A 19,398-nucleotide genomic window follows, 5' to 3' on the forward strand; every position below is an offset into this window, starting at 1 on the left:
TACAAGTGTAGATAAAAGCGTCAGGCGACTCCGTCCACCGTCCGGGGGACGCCGAGCGGGTTGGCCTCGCGCAGCTCCGGCGGCAGAAGGGGGTCGGGGGTGTCCTGGAAGCACACCGGGCGCAGCCAGCGCTCGATCGCGGTGCCGCCGACCGAGGTCGAGGTGCTGGTCGAGGCGGGGTACGGCCCGCCGTGCTGCATCGCGGGCGCGACCGACACGCCCGTGGGCCAGCCGTCCACGACGACCCGCCCGGCCAGCCCGGCGAGCCTGGCCACCAGGCCGGCCGCCGCGCCCTCGCGCTCGTCGGCCGCCAGGTGCGCGGTCGCGGTGAGGTTGCCGGGCAGCGCGTCGAGCACGGCGTCCCGCTCGGACTCCGAGCCGTACCGGGCCACGACGGTGACCGGTCCGAAGCACTCCTCCAGCAGCTCGGCGTGGGCGTCGCCGTCCGCGAGCCGCTCGGCCGCCACGGTCAGCACGCCCGGCCGGACGGCCAGCGGCGCGGCGTCGTCCTCGCCCGCGGCCAGCGCCTGCGTGACCCCGGGCAGCTGGGCGCGGGAGCGCACGCCGTCCAGGAAGGCCGCCCGCATGCGCGGGTCGAGCAGCGGTCCGGCGGGCACGGCGGCCGTGACCACGGCGTCGAGCACCGCGTCGCCCGCCGGGCCCGCGGGCAGCAGGACCAGGCCCGGCTTGACGCAGAACTGGCCGAGTCCCTGGGTGTAGGAGGCGGCCAGGCCCGCGCCGATCTCGGCCGCCCTGGTCGCGGCGGCCCGCTCGGTCACCACGACCGGGTTGAGGCTGCCCAGCTCGCCGTGGAACGGGATCGGCCGCGGACGGGCGGCGGCCAGGTCGTGCAGCGCCCGCCCGCCGCGTACCGAGCCGGTGAAGCCGACGGCGGCGGTCAGCGGGTGCCGGACCAGCTCCGGGCCCGCCGCGAAGCCGTGGACCAGGCCCACGACGTCGGCCGGCAGACCGGCCTTCTCCGCGGCGGCGCGCAGCGCGCGGGCGGTCAGGACGCTGGTCGCCGGATGGTCCGGATGCGCCTTGACGACGACCGGGCACCCGGCGGCCAGCGCGCTGGCGGTGTCGCCGCCCGGCACGCTGAAGGCCAGCGGGAAGTTGCTCGCCGCGAACACCGCGACCACGCCCAGCGGCACCTTGTAGCGCCGCAGGTCGGGACGGGGGGCCGGGCGGGCGGCCGGGTCGGCGTGGTCGATGATCACGTCCAGGAAGGCGCCCGACTCGGCCATGTCGGCGAAGGCCCGCAGCTGGTAGCAGGTGCGGGCCAGCTCGCCGATGAGGCGGACCCGGCCGAGCGCGGTCTCCGCGTCGGCGGTCGCGATGATCTCCTCGCCGCCCTCCTCCAGCAGCGCGGCGGCGGTACGCAGCAGGTCGGCGCGTACGGACCGGTCGGCCAGGGCGGGGGCGGCGGCGGCAGCGGCGCGCACGGCGCGGTCCACGTCCCGCGGCGTCGACTCCGCCGCGACGCGCTCGCGGGTCTGTCCGGTACGCGGGTCGACGCTCAGCACGTCACTCACGGTCTCGTCCTCTTTCGTGGTCTTCGTCAGGGGTTTCGGCTGGGGCGTCAGGGTCTTCGTCGGCGAGCGCGGCCAGCTCGCCCAGGGACACCGGGGCCGCCAGGCTCCGGGTGGACAGCGGGCGCAGGTCGCCGGCCGTGCTCTCGCGGCGGCTCAGGCAGGCCGCGACGCCGGCGGTGGCGAACCCGCACACCCGTCCCTGGCACCAGCCCATGCCCGGCCTGGCCAGCATCTTCAGCGTGCGCGGGTCGCCCGCGCCCAGCTCGTCGTGGGCGCGGCGCAGGTCGCCGTAGGAGACCTCCTCGCAGCGGCAGACCAGCGTCTCGTCCCGCAGCCAGGACGTCCAGGCGCGCGGCACGGGGTAGGTCCGGTGCATGGCCGCGGCGAAGCGCCGCCCGCGGGCGATCGACCGGCGCAACCCGCCCATGAGCGCCGGGTCGGCCCGGCGGCCCAGCGTACGGGCCAGGGCGAGGGCGCTCAGCCGGCCCTCCTGCCGGGCCAGGACGGCGCCGCCGACGCCGGTCGCCTCGCCCGCGACGTACAGGCCGGGGACGCCGGTGCGCTGGAAGGCGTCCACGGTCACGACCAGCGAGCCGTCGACGTCCTTCCTGGTGTCGGCGCCGAGCATGAGCGGCAGTTCGAGGGACGGCGTGAACCCCCAGCCGAGCGCGACGAGGTCGGCGGGGATCTCGCGGACCGGCCCGGCCGGGCGGCCGTCGCGGCCGAGCCGGGCCAGCCGGACGGCCTCGACCCGGTCCTCGCCCAGGATCTCGGTGACCACGGTTCCGGTGCGGTACGGCACGCGGTGGCGGGCCATCAGCGCGGCATACTGGAGAGCCTCCAGCCCCTTGGCCGGCACGGACGCGGCGCCGCGCAGGTCGCGCAGCCAGCCGAGCGTGGCGTTGGCCTCGGCGACCGCCGCCACCCTGGCCCCGGCCGCGGCCAGGCCGGTGGCGACCGGCAGCAGGAACGGCCCGGTCCCGGCGACGACCGCGCGGCGGCCCGCGAGCGTGCGCTGCCCCTTGAGCAGGGCCTGCACTCCCCCGGCGGCCATCACGCCGGGCAGGTCCCAGCCGGGGACGGGCAACTGCCGGTCGTAGCCGCCGGGGCACAGGATCAGCGCGCGGGCGGTCACCGTCGTGCCGGACGCCCCCTCCTCGGGAACGGTGGGCGTCGTGCGCAGCGTGAACGTGCCCGCGCCGTCGCGGGTCGCCAGCCAGACCTGGTGGCCGGGCAGGTAGCGGACCCGTCCGGCGGCGGTCAGGGCGCGCAGCCGGTCGCGCAGCCGGGTGAAGACCGGCCAGTCGTGGTGCCCGGCGGCGTCCTCGGGGCGGGCGTGGCGTTCGTCGTAGTGCCGCCAGTACTGGCCGCCCGGCTGGCGGGCGCCGTCCACGAGGGCCACGTCCAGCCCGGCCTCGGCGGCCTCGACGGCGGCGGCCAGCCCCGCCGGGCCCGCGCCGACCACGGCGACGTCGTGCGTCTCACTCATGACGACCTCCCTGCTCGCCGTCCGCCGGGGCGTCGTCGCCGAGCCGCATGCCGTCGCGCGCCGGGACCAGGCAGGCGCGCAGGTCCGGGACGCCGTCGACGGTGATGAGGCAGTCGAAGCAGACGCCGATGCCGCAGAACAGGCCGCGCGGCCGGCCGGCGCCGCGGGTGGTGCGCCAGTCGAGGATGCCGGCCGCGACCAGGGCGGCCCCGACGCTCTGGCCGGGCTCGGCGGGGACGCTCGCGCCGCGGAAGGTCATCTGGTGGGTCATCGGGGCCCCTCCTCGGTCATCGCGGGCCCGGTGCCGGGAAAGCGGTCGGGGGCGGGGAAGCGGTCGGGGGCGGGGAAGCGGTCGGGGGCGGGGAAGCGGTCGGGGGTGGGGAAGCGGTCGGGGGCGAACGGCTTGAGGTCGAGGTCCGGGGTGCGGCCGGTGAGCGCCTGGGCGACGAGCTTGCCGGTGCCCGCGGACAGTCCGATGCCCGCGCCCTCGTGCCCGCAGGCGTGCCACAAGCCGGGCGCGCGCGGGTCGGGCCCGATCACCGGCAGATGGTCCGGGCAGTACGGCCGGAAGCCCAGGTACGTGCGCATGGCCCGGACGTCCCGCAACATCGGGAACAGCGCGATCGCCTTGGCCGCCAGCGCGCCGGCCGCCCGCGGGGAGAACGTGCGGTCGAAGCCGACGCGCTCCCGGGAGGCGCCGATGAGGATCGTGCCGCTGCCGGTGCCCTCCACGACGGGCGAGGTCTGCAGGGCGGCGTCGGAGCTGGCCACGTCCCCGACGTACTCGGCGGCGTAGACCTTGTGGCGGATCGTCCGGGGCGGCATGGGCTGGGTGACCAGCACGAACCCGCGCCTGGGCAGGACGGGCACGTGCACCCCGGCCAGGGCGGCGACGTCGCCGGCCCACGTGCCGGTCGCGTTGAGCACCGCCCCGGCGGGCAGGTCGCCGGCCGTGGTGCGCACGCCGGTCACGCGGCGCCCGTCGCGCAGGAAGCCGGTGACGCCGGTGCCGGTGCGCACCTCGGCGCCGTGCGCGCGGGCCAGCCGCAGCAGGTGGGCGACCACCAGCATGGGCTGGACCTGGGCGTCCTGGGGGTAGAAGGCGGCTCCGGCGAGTCCGGGCGCGAGGTGCGGCTCGTAGTCGCGCAGTTCCTCCGCCGCCACGTCGCGCACCTCGACGCCGTGGCGGCGCTGGTGCTCGCCCAGCTCGCGCAGCGAGGCCAGGCCGGGCCCGGACGCCGCGACGACCAGCCCGCCCTTGGCCTCGAACTCCCACAGCCCGGCGTGCTCGGTCAGGTCCTCGCGCCACACCCGCTGCGAGTAGAGCGCGAGGTCCAGCTCGGGCCCGGCCTCCTTGTCGGACACGAGCAGGTTGCCCTCGCCCGCGCTGGAGGTGCCCCCGGCGATGGCGCCGCGCTCGACGACCACCACGCGCAGCCCGGCCAGCGCGGCGAAGTACGCGCCGGCCGCGCCCACCACGCCGGCGCCGACCACGACGAGGTCGGCGCTCACGGCATGCCCTTCGCGCCGCCCGCCCGGCGGCTCACAGCAGGAACCCCGCCGGGAAGGGATCGGTCGGGTCGAGGTGGAACTGCGAGGTGCCGGTGACCCAGGCGCGGCCGGTGATCGACGGCAGCACGGCGGGCAGCGGGCCGACCGTGGTCTCGCCGAGCAGCCGCCCGGTGAAGCGGGTGCCGATGAACGACTCGTTGACGAAGTCGTCGCCGAGGGCCAGCTCGCCCCTGGCGTGGAACTGGGCCATGCGGGCGCTGGTGCCGGTGCCGCACGGCGAACGGTCGAACCAGCCGGGGTGGATGGCCATGGCGTGCCTGGACAGCTGCGCCGTCGAGCCGGGGGCGGCCAGGTAGACGTGGTGGCAGCCGTTGATGTCGGGCCGCTCGGGGTGGACCGGGCGGTCCTGCTCGTTGACGGCGTCCATGATCGCGAGCCCGGCCGACAGCAGGTCGCCGGCGCGGGCCCGGTCGAAGGGCAGTCCCAGCTCGGCCAGTTCGACGAAGGCGTAGAAGTTGCCGCCGAAGGCCAGGTCGTAGCCGATCTCCCCGAAGCCGGGCACCTCGACCTTGCGGTCCAGCGCGTACGCGAACGAGGGCACGTTCTGGATGGTCACCGAGGTCGCCGCGCCGTCCTCGACCGCCACGGACGCCACCACGAGCCCGGCCGGCGTGTCGAGCCGGATCGTGGTGACCGGCTCGACCACGGGCACCATCCCGGTCTCCACCAGGACGGTCGCCACGCCGATCGTGCCGTGGCCGCACATCGGCAGCAGTCCGGAGACCTCGATGAACAGCACGCCGTAGTCGGCGTCGGGCCGGGTGGGCGGCTGGAGGATCGCCCCGCTCATCGCGGCGTGGCCGCGCGGCTCGTACATGAGCAGCGTGCGCACGTCGTCGCTGTTCTCCATGAACCACAGCCGGCGCTCGGCCATGGTCGCCCCCGGGATGGCGCCGACGCCGCCGACGATCACGCGGGTGGGCATGCCCTCGGTGTGGGAGTCGACGGCGTGGAAGGTGCGACGTGATCTCACTTGTAGCCCTTTTCCAGGACGGCCTCGGTGTCGGCGGTGATGCGGGCGACCAGCTCGGGCGCGAGCGGCAGGCGCGGCGGACGGCAGGCGCCGCCCCTGCGCCCGGCCAGGTCCATGGACAGCTTGATCGACTGCACGAACTCGGGCTTGGAGTCCCAGCGCAGCAGCGGGTGCAGGTCGCGGTAGACGCGCAGCGCCTCGGGCAGGTCGGCGGGGTCGCCCGAGGTGGCCAGCCGGTACAGGCGGGTCGTGGACTGCGGGATCATGTTCGGGTACCCGGCGATCCAGCCGACGGCCCCGGCCAGGCCCAGCTCCAGCAGCACGTCGTCGGCCCCGATGAGCAGGTCCAGCTCCGGCGCCAGCTCGGCGATCTCGTACGCCCTGCGCACGTCCCCGGTGAACTCCTTGACGCCGACGATCAGGCCCTCGTGGTACAGCTCGGCCAGCAGGGCGGGGGTCAGGTCGACCTTGGTGTCGAACGGGTTGTTGTAGGCCACGACCGGCAGCCCGGCCTTGGCGACCTCCCGGTAGTGGGCGACGACGGCCTCGCGCGGGGCCCGGTAGGCGTTCGGCGGCAGCAGCAGCACGGACGTGGCCCCCGCCTCGGCGGCCTGCTCGGCCCACCGGCGGGCCTCCATGGAGCCGTACGCGGCCACGCCCGGCATGACGCCGAACCCGGGCGGCGCGGCCTGGACGGCCGTCTCGACGACGCGGGCCCGCTCCTGCGGCGTGAGCGTCTGGTACTCGCCCAGCGAGCCGTTGGGCGTCACACCGTCACAGCCGCCTTCGGCCAGGAAGCGCACGTGCTCGGCGAACCCGTCGTAGTCCACGGAGAGGTCGTCGGCGAAGGGCAGGGCCGTCGCGACGTGGATGCCGCGCCACGGCGTGGCGGAGGTGGTCATGCTGAGGTCTCCTCACATGGGGATATTCGAGAGATTATGCGGTGCAATGTCACAGCCACTACCTACCCGGCGGCCATCCACTTCTCCAGGCCGTCGGCGTCCAGGGGCAGCGCGGCCGACAACACGTCGGCGCCCTGCTCGGTGACCACCAGGTCGTCCTCGATCCGGACGCCGATCCCGCGCAGCTCCGGCGGGACGGTGAGGTCGTGCGGGTGGAAGTACAGGCCGGGCTCCACGGTGAGCGCCATGCCGGGGGCCATGACGGCGTCCTGGTAGGACTCCTGGCTCGCCCGGCCGCAGTCGTGCACGTCCAGGCCGAGGTGGTGGCCGACGCCGCAGACCAGGTAGCGGCGGTGGTGCTGGCCGGCGTCGGACAGCGCCTCGTCCACCGAGACCGGCAGCAGGCCCCAGTCGGCCAGGCCGTGCGCGACGACCTCCATGGCGGCGTGGTGGAAGTCGCTGAAGCGGCGGCCGGGGGCGACGGCGGCGAGCGCGGCCCGGTGGGCCCGTTCGACCAGGTCGTGCACCTGCCGCTGGGCCGGGGTGAAGCGGCCGGAGACGGGGAAGGTGCGGGTGACGTCGGCGGTGTAGCAGCTCTCCGCCTCGACGCCGAGGTCGAGCAGGAGCAGCTCGCCGGGGGTGACCGGGCCGTCGCAGCGCACCCAGTGCAGGGTGGGCGCGTGCGGGCCGGAGCCCACGATGGAGGGGTAGCCGGGGCCGTTGCCGTAGGCGCGGGCGTACCGGTCGAAGGTGCCCTGGAGCCACCGCTCACCGCGCCCGGCCACGGCGACGGGGATCTCGCGGACGACGGCGGCGAACCCCTCGACGGTGCGGTCCACCGCCTCGCGCAGCTGGCCGAGCTCCCAGTCGTCCTTGTACATGCGCAGCTCGGCGAGGACCCGGGCGGCCTCCTGGTCGTCCGTCACCTCGGTGGTCAGCTCGGCCAGCGGCTTGACCGGGACGCCCAGCGCCTTCGCCCAGTCGTCCAGGCCGGGCGCGGCGCCCACCCACAGCTCGCCGTACCTGGAGTCGGTGAAGAACGCCGGGTCGCCGGGGCCGGCGGGCGGCGGCACGTAGAGGGTGGCCTCGGCGCCCTCCAGCACGACGACGGCGTTCTCGATCTGGCAGCCGGTCAGCCAGACGAAGTCGCTGCCGGCGCGGAAGTCGTAGGCCATGTCGTTGCTGCGGATCGGGGCCTGCCCCGCGGCCAGCACGACTCTCCGGCCGGGCAGCGCCTCGGCCAGCCGCGCCCGGTGGGCGGCGGCGGCCTCGGCCGCGCCGGGCACCACGCGCGGCGTGCGGTCGGGGGTGCCCCAGCCGGTGTTCATGTACGCGGCGAACGCGGGGATCTCGGACAGCCTCGGGGGCCTGCCGTCACGCACCGGGGATCACTCCTTCCATAGGGCTCAGTAATGTGTGGCATTGCACTGAACACTAGGACGACAGGAAGCCGCCGCCAAGAGGTAACCAGAAAAATCCGCATATCGTGACAAAGGCTCGGTTACTCTGCGGAAGCCACGCGATCATCACGCACACGGAGCCCCCGCGGCGGAACGAGCGCGGCGGGACGAGAGACGGGAAGAACGATGACCTCTTGGATCCTCATCGTCGTCGGCGTGCTGCTGGCCCTGGTGGGCGGGCTCTGGGCGCTCCAGGGACTGGGCGTGGTGGGCGGCAGCGTGATGACCGGCGACACCGCCTGGGCGGTCATCGGGCCGGTGGTCCTGCTGGTGGGCGTCGCCGTCGTGGTGATCGGCCTGCGCCTGCGGCGTTCGCCGTCCCGCTGAGCGCGGCGATCCGGCCTGGGACGCGTGAAGCCGGCCGCGGTCCGGGCGGCCGTCCGGTCAGGGAGGGTTCTGTCGCAAATGGCCTAGAATCCGACAGATGTCCCCCGCCTCCGCCCGGCTGGCCTGGCTGGACGCCCTGCGGGGGCCCGCCGCGCTGGCCGTCACCGCGCACCACGCGGGCTGGTCCTTCGTCCCCGCCGCGTGGGCGGTCGTGGACCGCAGGATCGACCTCGGCACGTGGGGCGTCTTCGTGTTCTTCCTGGTCAGCGGCTACATCATCCCGGCGTCCCTGGAACGGCGCGGCGACCTGCGCGCCTTCTGGACCGGGCGGGCCTTCCGCCTGCTGCCGCTGCTGCTCGCCGCCCTCGGCCTGGCGTTCCTGCTCGCCCTCGCGGGCCTGGTCCCGCTGGATCCGCGCCTCGGCGAACGTCCCGCGCCCCTGGTCGCGCTCGGCAACCTGACGATGCTGCAGGAGCTGGTCAACCTGCCGCCCGTCATCGGCGTGACCTGGACGCTGTCGTACGAGATGGCGTTCTACCTGATCAGCGTGGCGCTGTTCGCGACCGGCCAGGCCCGCAGGTCGGCGGGGATCGCCGTCGCGCTGGCGGCGCTGGCCGTGCCGGCGGGGCTGCTGCTGCCGGGCGCGTCGATCAACGGCGGGGCCGACCTGACCGCCGCGCTGCTCGTCCTCGCGGTCGTGGCGGCGATCGCGGTCACCGTCCTCGGGGACGGCCGGGCCCGTACGGCGGCCGCCGCGGCGGGCGGGCTGCTCGGGCTGGCGCTGGTGGTCCTGGGCAGCCGGGCCGGCACCTGGCAGGGCGTGATCATCCTGGCCGCCATGTTCGCCGGGACCGCGGTGCACCGCGCCGAGCAGGGCGTGATCTCCTGGCGGACCGCCGGGCTCGCCTGCCTGGCGGTGGTGGCCTGCGGCGTCCCCGCCAAGGACGACCCGGGATGGGCGCCCGCGCTCGTGCTCGCGTTCGCGGTGTTCGGGGTGGGGCTGGCGCTGCGCCACAGGGCGTTCCCGCGCGTGCTGACCCGGCTCGGCGTGATCAGCTTCTCCGTCTACCTGCTGCATCCCCTGCTGCTGCGCCTGCTGCCGAACCTGGTGCTGTACTACCTGGTCCTGATCCCGCTGTGCCTGGTGACGTACCACGTGATCGAGGCCCCGGCCCAGCGGCTCGGCCGCCGGCTGAGCAGGTCGCGCACAGCCGTCCAGAAGTAGGGACCGGCGTCGCGGGCGGGCACCCCCCAGCCCCCGCCCGCGCGTCCGGTGCCGCGAGCGGGTCCCGCTCGCGGAGGTGGCCGCCGCCGTCAGGCGACCACGAGTGACTGCGCCCTGAACTCCCTTCCGGCCACGATCTCCGAGACGAACCCGTCGGGTCCGACGGGACGGTCGCCGATCAGCGTGACCCGGTGCAGCCTGCGCGGCACGTCGAGGTGGTCGAGGTCGGACGGGGCGAGGTGGGCGGTGGCGCGGTTGTCCCAGAAGGCGACGCTGCCGGGCTGCCAGCGGAACCGCACGGTGTACTCGGGCCGGGTGAGCTGCTCGTACAGCAGGTCGAGGATGCGGCGGCTCTCCACGGCCGACAGGCCCACGATGTGGTCGGTGAAGCCGGGGTTGACGAACAACGCCCGCTCACCGGTCTCCGGATGCACCCGCACCACCGGGTGCACGGAGATCAGCAGGTTGTCGTTGATGCGCTTGACCAGCTTGCCGTCCTCCTCGGCGGCCTGGTAGCCGGCCAGGAAGCGGTGTTCGGCGCGCAGGCCGTCCACCAGGTCGCGCAGCGGCGCGGACAGGCCCTCGTAGGCGGCCACCAGGTTCGTCCACTGGGTGTCGCCGCCGAACTCCGGCACGGTCTCGGCCCGCAGGATCGAGGCGGCGGGCGGGTTGACGGCGGCGGTGACGTCGGTGTGCCAGCCGGAGAAGTAGGAGTAGCGCCTGCGCTGGTAGAGCTCGCGGTAGTTGACGCCGTAACGCTTCTCGTACCGGCGGGGGTCGATGGTCAGGATCTGCGGGAACTCCTCGGGCGGCGCGTCCTCGTGCGGGTGGGCGTGGGTCAGCTCGCCGAACTGGCGGGCGAAGGCGATCTGCGCGGCGTGGTCGAGCTCCTGCCCGCGGAAGAACACGACTTTGTACGCGAGCAGCGCCTGGCGGATCTCCTCGACCACGGACGGATCGAGCGGGTGGGCCAGATCGACGCCGGTGATCTCGGCGCCGATGTGCCCGGCGACCCGCCGGACGGTGAGCACGCTGGTGGATGTCGACATGGTGGGGCCACTCCTCTGAGCTTCGGGGAAGGTCTGGGGGAAGGACGCTCGGGCGTCCGAGGAGAGCGGGGACCCGGAGGTCACCGCACGGCACAGAGCGCGCTCGCCTGCCGCCGGAGGTCGACGTGGAGGCGGGCCACCAGGAGGCTCTTCACGCCTCTGATCCTGCGCGAAATTTCCCACAAAAGCAATAGGTAATACATGAAAGGCGGTCAGCTCCGGCCGGGGCCGCCGTCCGTCACCGTGACCCGGCCCGAGTACGCCGAGGTGCCGTCCGGGTTGAGCTGGAGGATCGGGATCTCCTTGGTCTGGCGGGCGCCGCCCTCGACGATCCTGATCGGGCCGCTGGCGCCCTCGACCGACACCGTGCCGCTGGTCAGCATGTTCGCCATGTCCTGCGGCGAGGGCACGTCCGGCTCCCGGGCGAACGCCTTGGCCGTCTCCAGGGCCACGAACATGGCGTCGTGGTGCATGATGGCCATGCCGTCGTCGAGGCTCTCGTGCGGGAACATGCGCCGGAAGCTGTCGGGGTCGTCGCCCTCGAACCTGGCCCGGATCGCCGTGAGCACCCCGCCGCCGGGCAGCGCGAGGCTCGCCGGGTGGGCCAGGGCCGTGTAGAAGAGCCGGATCCGGGTGTCCCCCCACATGCCGAGGTCGACCTTGCGGTTCATCTCGCTGGCGTCGTCGCCGGTGATCACGGTGACGCCGGGCCGGACGCACCGCTCGCGCTGGCTGAGCGCCTGCATCAGCGCGGGCAGCTGCTCGCTGCGCCCGGCGTACAGGACGGTGTTCGCGCCCGAGTTGCAGACGCGCTCGGCGATGACGTCGAGCACGGTGCCGGAGAACCTGGTCGAGGAGTCGTAGGACAGCTCCATCACGCGTTCCCGGCCGGCCAGCGAGCCGGTGTAGAACCGGGCGAGGGTCTTGACGTAGCTGTCGGCCGGGTTGAGGTCTTTGATCACGACCGCCTTGAGCCCGGGGTTGACCTTCCTGGCGTGCACCACCCCGGCCTGGGCCTGCTCGCTGTTCAGGGCCGCGACGCGGGCCAGGCCGGGGAAGCCGGTGAGCTCGTCGGAGGTGATGACCGCCGAGACCATCGCGTACCGGCTCGCGCTCAGGCTCGCGACCGTCCTGCGGGTCGCGCCGGTGCTGGCGCCCAGCCCGGTCACGGCCACGATGTGCTCCTGGGCGGTCCGGTCCCGGACGGCCTCGACCGTCGCCTCCCAGTCCTGCGGCCCGTCGCTGGCGACCAGCACCCGCACGTACGGCGGCGAGGACGGCTGCCGGTTGCGCCACACCTGCGCGAGGTGGATGCCCTCCAGGCCGTGCCTGATGCTCTCCCGGTTCAGGGCGATGTCGGTGAGGGAGCCGGTCATCGGGAACATCGCGACGACGGTCACAAAGTCGTCCGGGTGCTCCTTCTCCACCGCGGCGTTCTCGGCGGCGATGCGGCTCATGACCGGGGCCAGGTCGGGGCCGAAGGCGTCGCTGTCGTCGGTGAGCCGCGACGTCCTGACGTAGAGCCCGAGGACGACGACGGCCGCCACGACGAGCACCCCCGCCAGCGCCCTGCGCAGCAGGACGCGGTTGCGCCGGCCCGCCGCCCACTTCGCGCCGACCTCCGCCGGCGCCGGATCGCCCGCCCCGGCCGCGCCGAGGTCACCGTCGTCGCTCATACCTGTCGGCCTCCCGTAACAAGATCGCCGGACTGGTGGCCGACCGCCTGGCCAGGTCCCGCAGCCCGCGCGCCACCTGCTCGGCCCGGCTCCCGGACGGGTCGAGCAGCGGGTCGAGCCAGAACCAGCGGTCCACGACCAGGGCCCTGACCACGACGAGCCAGTCCCCGCGCTCGTGCGGGACGGCGGTCGCCACCAGCGAGTCGTACAGCTCGTCCAGAGGGGTGACCAGCGGCAGCCGGTTGGGGGCGGTGGTCACCTCGTTGAAGCCGGCCAGCCATTCCGGCAGGCGGCTGCGGCCGTCCTCGCGCACGTCGAGCCGGTCGAAGAGCCGGTGCAGGTGATCGGCGACGTGGGTCAGATGGCCTTCGGGGTCGTCCCGGCCGACGCGGGCCAGGCGGTGGTGCAGGCTGCGCGGGTTCTCCTCGCCGCCGGGGCCGAGGTGGAAACGTTCCAGGTCCCCGTGCACGTCGTCCCAGCGGCCGGTGACGGCGAGCCGGTGCAGCAGCAGCCGCCGCAGCCACGGGTGGATCACGGTGACCTGGGGGCCGCGCGCGCCCTCGTAGCGGCCGTGCGGGTCCCTCTCCTCCGCCCGGCGGTCGAGCCAGAGCAGGTCGGCCAGCTCGTTGCGCAGGTTCGGCGTCCGGCCGGCCCGCTTGAGCAGGGCGCTCTCGGCGTCGTCCACGTTCCTGGCCGCCGCCCAGTCGGTGAGCTCGTCCAGGTGGGCCAGGTGCAGCCGGTCGGGCCAGCGCAGCAGGTCCTCGCGGCACACGACGGCGCGGAAGGCGTCGTCGTCCTGGGCCGTGGCGGCGAGCCTGCCCAGGCGCCGGGTCACGGCCGGATGGCCGCCGGTCAGCTCCCGGACGGCCGAGGCGTAGGCGCGCGACCTGTCGGCCTCCAGCGGCGGCATCAGCACGGGGTACCACCACGGCTGCTCCCGGGCGTCGTAGCCGGCCCGCCAGTCGCGGTAGCTCGCCTCCGCCAGCGTGGGCGGGTGGGCCGCGCCGGGCACGACCGTGCCCGGGCGCGCCCACGAGCCGCCCATCGGCAGCCACTCCTTCGACTCCGCCACCACCAGCAGCGGGTCGGCGCCCTTGGCCGGGCCGAGCGCCCTGAGCAGCGCGCGGCCCGCCGCGGTCTCGGCCCCCTCCAGCAGCAGCAGGCAGCTGCGGGCGTGGCGGTGGCTCTTGGACCAGGAGTCGGTGAGGTCGGCGACGAGGGCCCGGCACAGGATCGCCCCGGCGGACCCGGACGGGTCGCCGCCGTGGCCGTCCCGCCGCCTGGCCAGGTCGATCACGTTGCCGTTGGCCATCTGGGCGGCCAGCCACGTCCTGCCCTTGTCGTTGAGCAGCCTGACCACGCGGCGGCGCTGGCCCCGCGCGGCGTACTGGAGCACCGAGGTGAGCGCGGCCAGCGGCTCGGCCCCCGGGATGCGGCCGAGCAGGTCGCGCAGCAGGGACAGGGCGTCGGACAGCCGCTCGGGGTCGCCGCCGTCCACGAGGTCGTCCAGTTCGCCGGCCAGCTCGTTGTCGGAGCGGTCCCGCGGGTCCAGGGCCAGCACGTGCAGCGCGAAGACCACCCGGGGCAGCCGGACGCTGGAGGTCTCCATCAGGTCGTGGGCGATGCGCTCGACGGTCTTGACCACCGGCGCGTCGCGCAGCCCCGGCAGCCGGAAGTCCACCCGCACCCGGGGCGACTCGGGCCTGGTGACGCTCCTCCAGACGCGGGTCAGGCACACCTCGCGGTCGGTGCCGTCGGGGCCGAGCAGCACGATGACCGGGAGCCGGTCGCCGCTCCCGAGCGGGAGGCACTCCTTCGTCACCAGGCGAAGGTGCGCGTCGTTGAACGAATCCGCCATCGCAGCAACCTGCTTGGTCGTCGTCAGCCGGTGCGTGCCCGAGTGAGCCCTGGGTGAGCTCTGGGTGAGCATCGCCCCGCGGACGCTCGTTTCCATCATAGAAACGAGGTACCGGGCGGCGACGGAAAAATCCGGATGAATCCGGAGCCTCCGGCCGGCGCCGGAGGCTCCGGCCGGAGTCAGGGGTGCGGGCGCTCGTCCACCACCTGCAGCACCTTGCCGGTACGCGGGTGCGTCACCAGCTCGGACGGCCGCACCCATTCGACGGTCAGCGGGTGCACCAGCCCCTCGGCCACGGACTTCGGGTAGAGCGGCTTGGCCGCGTACACGGCGTCCACGAGCCGCTGGGTCAGGCCGGGCGGCGGCTCCTGCGTGCTGGCCAGCCGGAGCAGCAGGCCGTCCTTGCCGTCCCAGCGGCGCTGGACCATCTGCATCGCCGACATCGCCCGGTCCGGGTCGGCGGCGACCAGCACGGCCCGGACGGCCTCGCTGGACATCGCCACCGTCTCCACCCTGGCCCCCTCCGACGTCCTGCCGACCAGCCGGAAGGCCCGGCATTCCGCGTCGGTCCACTCCCCCAGGTCGCCGACCGGGTAGCGGATGACCGGCATCAGCGTCCTGAACAGGTTGGTGACGACCACCCGCCCGCGCACGCCGGGCGTGGTGACCGGGTCGCCGGTCACCTCGTCCAGCAGCTCCACCAGGGTGCGGTCGGGGAACGCCGCGTGCACCCGCACGTCCGCGCCCGCCACGGGGCCGCCGATCAGCCCGGCGTCCACGGAGGCGTAGCCGAGCGAGGCGATCGCCGCGCCGGGGAAGGCCTTGGCGAGCTGCGGACGCAGGTCGTCGAAGAGCAGGTCGCCGGCGAACAGCAGCAGTTCCACGGTGTCCGCGCCGCGCCCGCGCGCGATCACCGCCTCGGCCACCTTGCCGAGCTTCATCGGCGGCCCCGCCAGCACGTGCACGCCGAACAGCTCGATCAGGTCGGCGATGTAGCCGTCCTCGGCGTGGCAGGCGATGGGCAGGCGCACGTTCTCCACGGGGGCGTTGTGCAGGGCGTGCTCGATGTAGAGGAAGCCGCCGTACATCTCGCCGGCGGAGAACAGGTTCGCCACCCGGTGTCCGGGCCGCAGGCCCGCCTGCACCATGCCGGCGCCGAACGCGGTCACCGAGTCGGCGTGCTCGGAGCGCGTCCAGGGGGAGAACTTGGGCGCCCCGGTGGTGCCGCCGGAGGCGTAGACGCCGGCGTCGGTCAGGGGGCCGGTCAGCAGCCTGTTGTCCGGGTAGGTGTTGGCGGCCCAGAAGGCGTTCTGGTCGATGATCGGCAGCGCGGTGAGGTCGTCCACGCCGTCGGGCAGGTCCCGGTAGAGCTCGGCGTAGAACGGCGAGTGCCGGCGGGCGAAGTCGATCAGGTCACGCAGGGACTTGGCGGGCATGTGTCACTCCTTGGTCGTCGATGCTCAGATCCGGCTGTGGGCGAGGCTCGGGACCCGCGCCAGCACCCGGCGGCGGTAGAACCACCAGTTGGTGGCCAGGAAGACGGCGTAGGCGCCGATGAACACCTGGAGTGCGGGCGCGACGGAACCCGTCCCGGCCAGCGAGACGGCGAAGCCGCGGGGGATGAGGAACCCGCCGAACGCGCCGACCGCGGAGGCGATGCCGATGGCCGCCGCGGCCTCGCGCCTGGCCCGCAGCCGCGCGTCCGGAGACCCGTGCCGGGCCTGCGCGGTGAAGATGGCCGGGATCATCCGGTACGTGGACCCGTTCCCCGCCCCCGAGGCGACGAACAGCAGCAGGAACGCGCCCAGGAAGAGCGGGAAGCTGTGCCGTCCGAGCGCGGCGAGCGCGGCCACGGCCCCGGCGGCCATGGCGACGAACGACCACGAGGTGACCTTGGCCCCGCCGTACCGGTCGGCCAGCCAGCCGCCGACCGGCCGCGCCAGCGACCCGGCCAGCGGTCCGAGGAAGGCCAGGTACGGCGAGGCGGACTCGGCGAACGCCGACCGGGCGACCAGCGGGAACGCCGCCGAGTAACCGATGAACGAGCCGAAGGTGCCGATGTACAGGAAGGACATGACCCAGGTGTGCGGACGCAGGAACGCCCGGCCCTGGGTGCCGAAGCCGGTCCTGGCGACGGCCAGGTTGTCCATGAACAGGTACGCGCACAGCGCGGCGGCCACGACGAGCGGCATCCACACCAGCCCCGCGTACGCCAGGCCGCCCGCCGCCACCAGCGGGATCAGCAGTTGCACGACCGCCACGCCCAGGTTCCCGCCGGCCGCGTTCACGCCCAGCGCGAACCCCTTGCGCCGCTCCGGGTAGAAGTAGGAGACGTTGGCCATGGAGGAGGCGAAGTTGCCGCCGCCGAGCCCGGCCGTGGCGGCGGCGGCCAGGAACATCCAGTAGGGCCTGGCCGGATCGGTGACCAGCCAGGCCAGCAGCCCCGTCGGAGCCAGGAGCAGCAGGGCGCTGGCCACGTTCCAGTTGCGCCCACCGAAGGCCGAGACGGCGAAGGTGTAGGGCAGCCGCAGCGTGCTGCCGACCAGGTTCGGCACCGCGACGAGCCAGAAGAGCTGGTCGACGGTGAACGGGAAGCCCGCCTTCGGCAGCAGGACGACGACGGCGCTCCACAGCAGCCACACCGCGAAGCCGAGATGCTCGACGAAGATGGAGAAGATGAGGTTTCTGGTGGCGACGCGGCGTCCGACGGCCGCCCAGAAGCCCGGGTCCTCGGGTTCCCAGTGCTCGATCCAGCGTCCGGTCCGCCGGTTCATGAGGTTCTCCCTTCGTTGGTGGGACGGCCGGCGACCACGACGCCGTGGCCGCGGAACTCGGCGACGATCTCGCCGGCCGGGCGGCGTACGGTGACGTCGTAGACGCCGTGCCGACCGTGTCTTGCCCGTTCCGTGGCCTCGGCCACCAGCACGTCGCCGGCCGCCGCCGGGCGCAGGAACGTCACCTGGGCGCTGTGGGCCAGCATGACCGGGCCGCGGCTGTTGCAGGCGTGGTCGAAGGCGGCGTCGGCGAGCAGGAACAGGTAGCCGCCGTGGGCGACGCCGTGCCCGTTCACCATGTCCTCGGTGACGCGCATGCGCAGCCGGGCCCGGCCGCCGGCGGCCTCCTCCAGCGCGATGCCGAGCGCCCGGCAGGCCGGATCGGGGCCGGCCGCGGGGTCGGTCGCGGGGTCGGGCGCAGGGCCTTTTGCGGGGTCGGGCGCGGGGGCGGTCATGGGGTGGCTCCGAGCCAGGTCCTGGCCATGGCCTGGACGGCCGAGCCGTCGGGGTCGGCGAGCTTGCCGGCCACGTACCGCGACACCCAGGGCCCGGTCGGGATGCGGAAGGGCGGGTCGGCGGCGGTCAGCGCGGCCACGATCACGTCGGCCACCTGCCAGGAGGTCTGGCCGGCGCCCTCCCAGCCGGGGCCGCACACCCAGTCGATGTAGGCGTCGAAGGCCGGGGCGTACGGGCCGGAGGCGGCCCGGATGGTCTTCCGGTTGATGTCCGGAAAAATCCCGAACCGGGTGTCGGAGACGAAGCCGGGCACCACCACGCTCACCCGTACGCCGTGCGCGGCCGCGACCGGCGCCAGGCTCTCCATGAACCCCTCGACCGCCGCCTTCGCCGCCGCGTACGCCTCGTTGAACGGCTGGCCCACGACGCCGTGCACGCTGCCGACCGTCACCAGACGCCCTCCGGCGGCCCGCAGCAGCGGCATCGCCACCCGGCTCACCTCGATCACCCCGAAGAAGTTGACCTCGAAGTTGGCGCGCAGCGCCTCCGGCGTGGACATCTCCATCGTGGGGTCGAAGTTCGACACGCCCGCGTTGTTGACCAGCGCGTCCAGCCCTCCGTACGTCTCGCGCACACCCTTCACGCACGCCCACGCCGAGGCGGGGTCGGTGACGTCGAGGTGGCGGACGTCCAGGGTGACGCCGGCCCGGTCGGCCGCCGCGCGCAGGTCGCCGTCGCGTCCGAGGTCGCGCATGGTGGCCACCACCGTCAGCCCGGCCCGCGCGGCGGTCACCGCGGTGGCCAGCCCGATCCCCGACGAGGTCCCGGTGATCAGCACAGTCGTCATGACGCGCTCCCCGCCAGGTGCGCCCGCGGCTCGGCCCGGTCCATGTGGGCCTGGATCCCCGAGGCGGGCAGGAACGAGAACGCCGCCAGCAGCGTGCCGCCGGCCATGACGGCCTGCGCCGCGCCGAGCACGCCCAGCGCGGGCGTCAGCAGGGTGACCGCCGACCCGCCCGCGAGCGCGGCCAGCGGGATCACCCCCCAGGTCGCCGTGCGGAACGCGGCGTGCATGACGCCCTGGTTCTCGGCGGCCATCCGCGACTGCCGGATCGGCGCGCTGCACACGTTGATGCACGACATGAAGAAGCCGTAGCAGCCGAACGTCACGCCGATCACCGCCGCGGCGGGCAGCGCGGGCGCGGCCAGCACGCCGAGGCCGACCAGGCAGTGCAGCAGCAGCGCCCAGGCCATGGTCCGGCCGAGGCCGAGCCGGTCGCTGATCTTCGGGGCGGCCAGCGCGCCGAGCACCGCGCCGACGGCCGCCGCCGACATCGCCGCGCCGAACACGCCCACCGAGACGCCGAGCCCCTGGTAGGCCAGCACCGGCAGGACCGTGACGAAGACCGGCCCGCCCGAGTTGAGCACCACCGCGGCCAGCACCACCCGGCGCAGCACCGGGTCGGCCCAGTTCAGCCGGAAGCCGAGCATCAGCCGCGAGCGCACCGGCACACGCTCCCCGGTCGTGACGCCCCACGGCTTCATGGCCCGCAGGCAGGCCGCCGAGACCAGGTAGCTGGCCGCGTCCACGAGCAGCGAGGCGACGCCGAGCAGGTGGTACAGGCCCGCCGCGATCGACGGCCCGGCCACCTCCGACACCGTGCTGCTGCCCTCCAGCCGCGAGTACGCCCGCACCAGCCGGTCCTGCGGCACGGTCGTCGGCACGGCGACGAGGTAGCCGATGTTGAAGAAGATGGTCGCGCCGCTGATCAGCGCCACGCACACGAACAGCACCGGCGTCGAGAGCACCCCGCACCAGTACGCGACCGGGATGACCCCCACCGCCACCAGCCGGACGAGGTCGCACACGACCATGGTCAGCCGCTTGTCCCACCGGTCCACGAGCACCCCGGCGATCGGCCCGAGCAGCGGGATGCCCAGGTACTGGGCCATGGCCACGATGCCGACCTCCAGCGCGGAGGCGTGCAACACGAAGATCATCAGCGTCGGCACGACGAACACGGTGATCCGGTCGCCGAGCAGGCTCACCGTCTGGCCGCTCCAGTAGAGGCCGAACTCCCGGCCGAGCGACCCCGGCATCC

18 protein-coding genes are annotated in these 19,398 nt (G+C 74.3%); 2 read left to right on the forward strand and 16 right to left on the reverse strand.

All coding sequences use genetic code 11. The annotated features are described in order from the left end of the window. Positions 1 to 20: 20 nt before the first annotated feature. From ACWEJ6_RS07135 to ACWEJ6_RS07165, 7 genes are all read right to left on the reverse strand, one after another. Entirely contained in the window at positions 21 to 1,535 is a 1,515-nt protein-coding gene (locus ACWEJ6_RS07135) for an aldehyde dehydrogenase (NADP(+)) (RefSeq protein WP_452422024.1), read from the reverse strand. Then, positions 1,528 to 3,024 (reverse strand): FAD/NAD(P)-dependent oxidoreductase, encoded by a 1,497-nt coding sequence (locus tag ACWEJ6_RS07140; RefSeq protein WP_452422026.1) that lies wholly within the window; start codon positions 3,022 to 3,024, stop codon positions 1,528 to 1,530. The genes ACWEJ6_RS07135 and ACWEJ6_RS07140 overlap by 8 nt, the downstream gene beginning before the upstream one ends. After that, positions 3,017 to 3,295 carry a (2Fe-2S)-binding protein gene (locus tag ACWEJ6_RS07145; protein WP_352352748.1) on the reverse strand — a complete coding sequence of 93 codons (279 nt, stop codon included), beginning with the start codon at positions 3,293 to 3,295 and terminating at the stop codon, positions 3,017 to 3,019. The genes ACWEJ6_RS07140 and ACWEJ6_RS07145 overlap by 8 nt, the downstream gene beginning before the upstream one ends. Continuing rightward, positions 3,292 to 4,536, reverse strand: a complete 1,245-nt coding sequence (locus ACWEJ6_RS07150; protein WP_452422028.1) for an NAD(P)/FAD-dependent oxidoreductase — start codon at positions 4,534 to 4,536, stop codon at positions 3,292 to 3,294. Before ACWEJ6_RS07150 ends, ACWEJ6_RS07145 begins: the two co-directional genes overlap by 4 nt. 31 nt (positions 4,537 to 4,567) lie before the next feature. Further along, positions 4,568 to 5,569 (reverse strand): proline racemase family protein, encoded by a 1,002-nt coding sequence (locus ACWEJ6_RS07155; protein WP_452422030.1) that lies wholly within the window; start codon positions 5,567 to 5,569, stop codon positions 4,568 to 4,570. Then, positions 5,566 to 6,471 (reverse strand): dihydrodipicolinate synthase family protein, encoded by a 906-nt coding sequence (locus ACWEJ6_RS07160; protein ID WP_358292699.1) that lies wholly within the window; start codon positions 6,469 to 6,471, stop codon positions 5,566 to 5,568. The genes ACWEJ6_RS07155 and ACWEJ6_RS07160 overlap by 4 nt, the downstream gene beginning before the upstream one ends. 62 nt (positions 6,472 to 6,533) lie before the next feature. Next, positions 6,534 to 7,853 carry an aminopeptidase P family protein gene (locus ACWEJ6_RS07165; RefSeq protein WP_452422032.1) on the reverse strand — a complete coding sequence of 440 codons (1,320 nt, stop codon included), beginning with the start codon at positions 7,851 to 7,853 and terminating at the stop codon, positions 6,534 to 6,536. 204 nt (positions 7,854 to 8,057) lie between these two features. Here ACWEJ6_RS07165 and ACWEJ6_RS07170 point away from each other — a divergent pair, with 204 nt between their 5' ends. Further along, complete coding sequence (locus ACWEJ6_RS07170; RefSeq protein WP_352329981.1) at positions 8,058 to 8,258, forward strand: hypothetical protein; 201 nt, start codon at positions 8,058 to 8,060, stop codon at positions 8,256 to 8,258. Between the two features lie 97 nt (positions 8,259 to 8,355). Next, positions 8,356 to 9,483: an acyltransferase family protein gene (locus ACWEJ6_RS07175; protein WP_452422035.1), complete on the forward strand. Its 1,128-nt coding sequence runs from the start codon at positions 8,356 to 8,358 to the stop codon at positions 9,481 to 9,483. Positions 9,484 to 9,572: 89 nt separating this feature from the next. Here ACWEJ6_RS07175 and ACWEJ6_RS07180 read toward each other — a convergent pair whose 3' ends face one another. From ACWEJ6_RS07180 to ACWEJ6_RS07220, 9 genes are all read right to left on the reverse strand, one after another. Beyond that, the gene (locus ACWEJ6_RS07180; protein ID WP_452422037.1) at positions 9,573 to 10,532 is read right to left on the reverse strand and encodes a TauD/TfdA dioxygenase family protein; all 960 of its coding nucleotides are present in this window, start codon (positions 10,530 to 10,532) and stop codon (positions 9,573 to 9,575) included. Between the two features lie 80 nt (positions 10,533 to 10,612). Next, positions 10,613 to 10,735 (reverse strand): putative leader peptide, encoded by a 123-nt coding sequence (locus ACWEJ6_RS07185; protein ID WP_352324370.1) that lies wholly within the window; start codon positions 10,733 to 10,735, stop codon positions 10,613 to 10,615. Between the two features lie 9 nt (positions 10,736 to 10,744). Then, positions 10,745 to 12,208: a hypothetical protein gene (locus tag ACWEJ6_RS07190; RefSeq protein WP_452422039.1), complete on the reverse strand. Its 1,464-nt coding sequence runs from the start codon at positions 12,206 to 12,208 to the stop codon at positions 10,745 to 10,747. Then, on the reverse strand, positions 12,192 to 14,066 hold the full coding sequence (locus tag ACWEJ6_RS07195) for a hypothetical protein (protein WP_452422041.1): 1,875 nt from the start codon (positions 14,064 to 14,066) through the stop codon (positions 12,192 to 12,194). The genes ACWEJ6_RS07190 and ACWEJ6_RS07195 overlap by 17 nt, the downstream gene beginning before the upstream one ends. A gap of 179 nt (positions 14,067 to 14,245) precedes the next feature. Then, a complete protein-coding gene (locus ACWEJ6_RS07200) occupies positions 14,246 to 15,502 on the reverse strand; it encodes a phenylacetate--CoA ligase family protein (protein ID WP_449926694.1) in 1,257 nt (418 codons plus the stop codon). Positions 15,503 to 15,526: 24 nt separating this feature from the next. Beyond that, the gene (locus ACWEJ6_RS07205) at positions 15,527 to 16,840 is read right to left on the reverse strand and encodes an MFS transporter (protein WP_452422043.1); all 1,314 of its coding nucleotides are present in this window, start codon (positions 16,838 to 16,840) and stop codon (positions 15,527 to 15,529) included. Beyond that, positions 16,837 to 17,295, reverse strand: a complete 459-nt coding sequence (gene paaI, locus ACWEJ6_RS07210; protein ID WP_452422045.1) for a hydroxyphenylacetyl-CoA thioesterase PaaI — start codon at positions 17,293 to 17,295, stop codon at positions 16,837 to 16,839. Before paaI ends, ACWEJ6_RS07205 begins: the two co-directional genes overlap by 4 nt. After that, the gene (locus ACWEJ6_RS07215; RefSeq protein ID WP_452422047.1) at positions 17,292 to 18,143 is read right to left on the reverse strand and encodes an SDR family NAD(P)-dependent oxidoreductase; all 852 of its coding nucleotides are present in this window, start codon (positions 18,141 to 18,143) and stop codon (positions 17,292 to 17,294) included. The genes paaI and ACWEJ6_RS07215 overlap by 4 nt, the downstream gene beginning before the upstream one ends. Then, positions 18,140 to 19,396 (reverse strand): MFS transporter, encoded by a 1,257-nt coding sequence (locus ACWEJ6_RS07220; RefSeq protein WP_387673130.1) that lies wholly within the window; start codon positions 19,394 to 19,396, stop codon positions 18,140 to 18,142. The genes ACWEJ6_RS07215 and ACWEJ6_RS07220 overlap by 4 nt, the downstream gene beginning before the upstream one ends. Between the last annotated feature and the right edge of the window lie 2 nt (positions 19,397 to 19,398).

The sequence above is a fragment of the Nonomuraea sp. NPDC004702 genome (assembly GCF_053601695.1).

Excerpts from the sequence above, each read along its gene's own strand:
- ACWEJ6_RS07175 (WP_452422035.1), top strand. The coding sequence starts at position 8,356 with ATGTCCCCCGCCTCCGCCCGGCTGGCCTGGCTGGACGCCCTGCGGGGG.
- ACWEJ6_RS07190 (WP_452422039.1), bottom strand. The coding sequence starts at position 12,208 with ATGAGCGACGACGGTGACCTCGGCGCGGCCGGGGCGGGCGATCCGGCG.
- ACWEJ6_RS07200 (WP_449926694.1), bottom strand. The coding sequence starts at position 15,502 with ATGCCCGCCAAGTCCCTGCGTGACCTGATCGACTTCGCCCGCCGGCAC.
- ACWEJ6_RS07205 (WP_452422043.1), bottom strand. The coding sequence starts at position 16,840 with ATGAACCGGCGGACCGGACGCTGGATCGAGCACTGGGAACCCGAGGAC.
- ACWEJ6_RS07185 (WP_352324370.1), bottom strand. The coding sequence starts at position 10,735 with ATGTATTACCTATTGCTTTTGTGGGAAATTTCGCGCAGGATCAGAGGC.
- ACWEJ6_RS07180 (WP_452422037.1), bottom strand. The coding sequence starts at position 10,532 with ATGTCGACATCCACCAGCGTGCTCACCGTCCGGCGGGTCGCCGGGCAC.
- ACWEJ6_RS07140 (WP_452422026.1), bottom strand. The coding sequence starts at position 3,024 with ATGAGTGAGACGCACGACGTCGCCGTGGTCGGCGCGGGCCCGGCGGGG.
- paaI (WP_452422045.1), bottom strand. The coding sequence starts at position 17,295 with ATGACCGCCCCCGCGCCCGACCCCGCAAAAGGCCCTGCGCCCGACCCC.
- ACWEJ6_RS07160 (WP_358292699.1), bottom strand. The coding sequence starts at position 6,471 with ATGACCACCTCCGCCACGCCGTGGCGCGGCATCCACGTCGCGACGGCC.
- ACWEJ6_RS07220 (WP_387673130.1), bottom strand. The coding sequence starts at position 19,396 with ATGCCGGGGTCGCTCGGCCGGGAGTTCGGCCTCTACTGGAGCGGCCAG.
- ACWEJ6_RS07215 (WP_452422047.1), bottom strand. The coding sequence starts at position 18,143 with ATGACGACTGTGCTGATCACCGGGACCTCGTCGGGGATCGGGCTGGCC.
- ACWEJ6_RS07145 (WP_352352748.1), bottom strand. The coding sequence starts at position 3,295 with ATGACCCACCAGATGACCTTCCGCGGCGCGAGCGTCCCCGCCGAGCCC.
- ACWEJ6_RS07195 (WP_452422041.1), bottom strand. The coding sequence starts at position 14,066 with ATGGCGGATTCGTTCAACGACGCGCACCTTCGCCTGGTGACGAAGGAG.
- ACWEJ6_RS07170 (WP_352329981.1), top strand. The coding sequence starts at position 8,058 with ATGACCTCTTGGATCCTCATCGTCGTCGGCGTGCTGCTGGCCCTGGTG.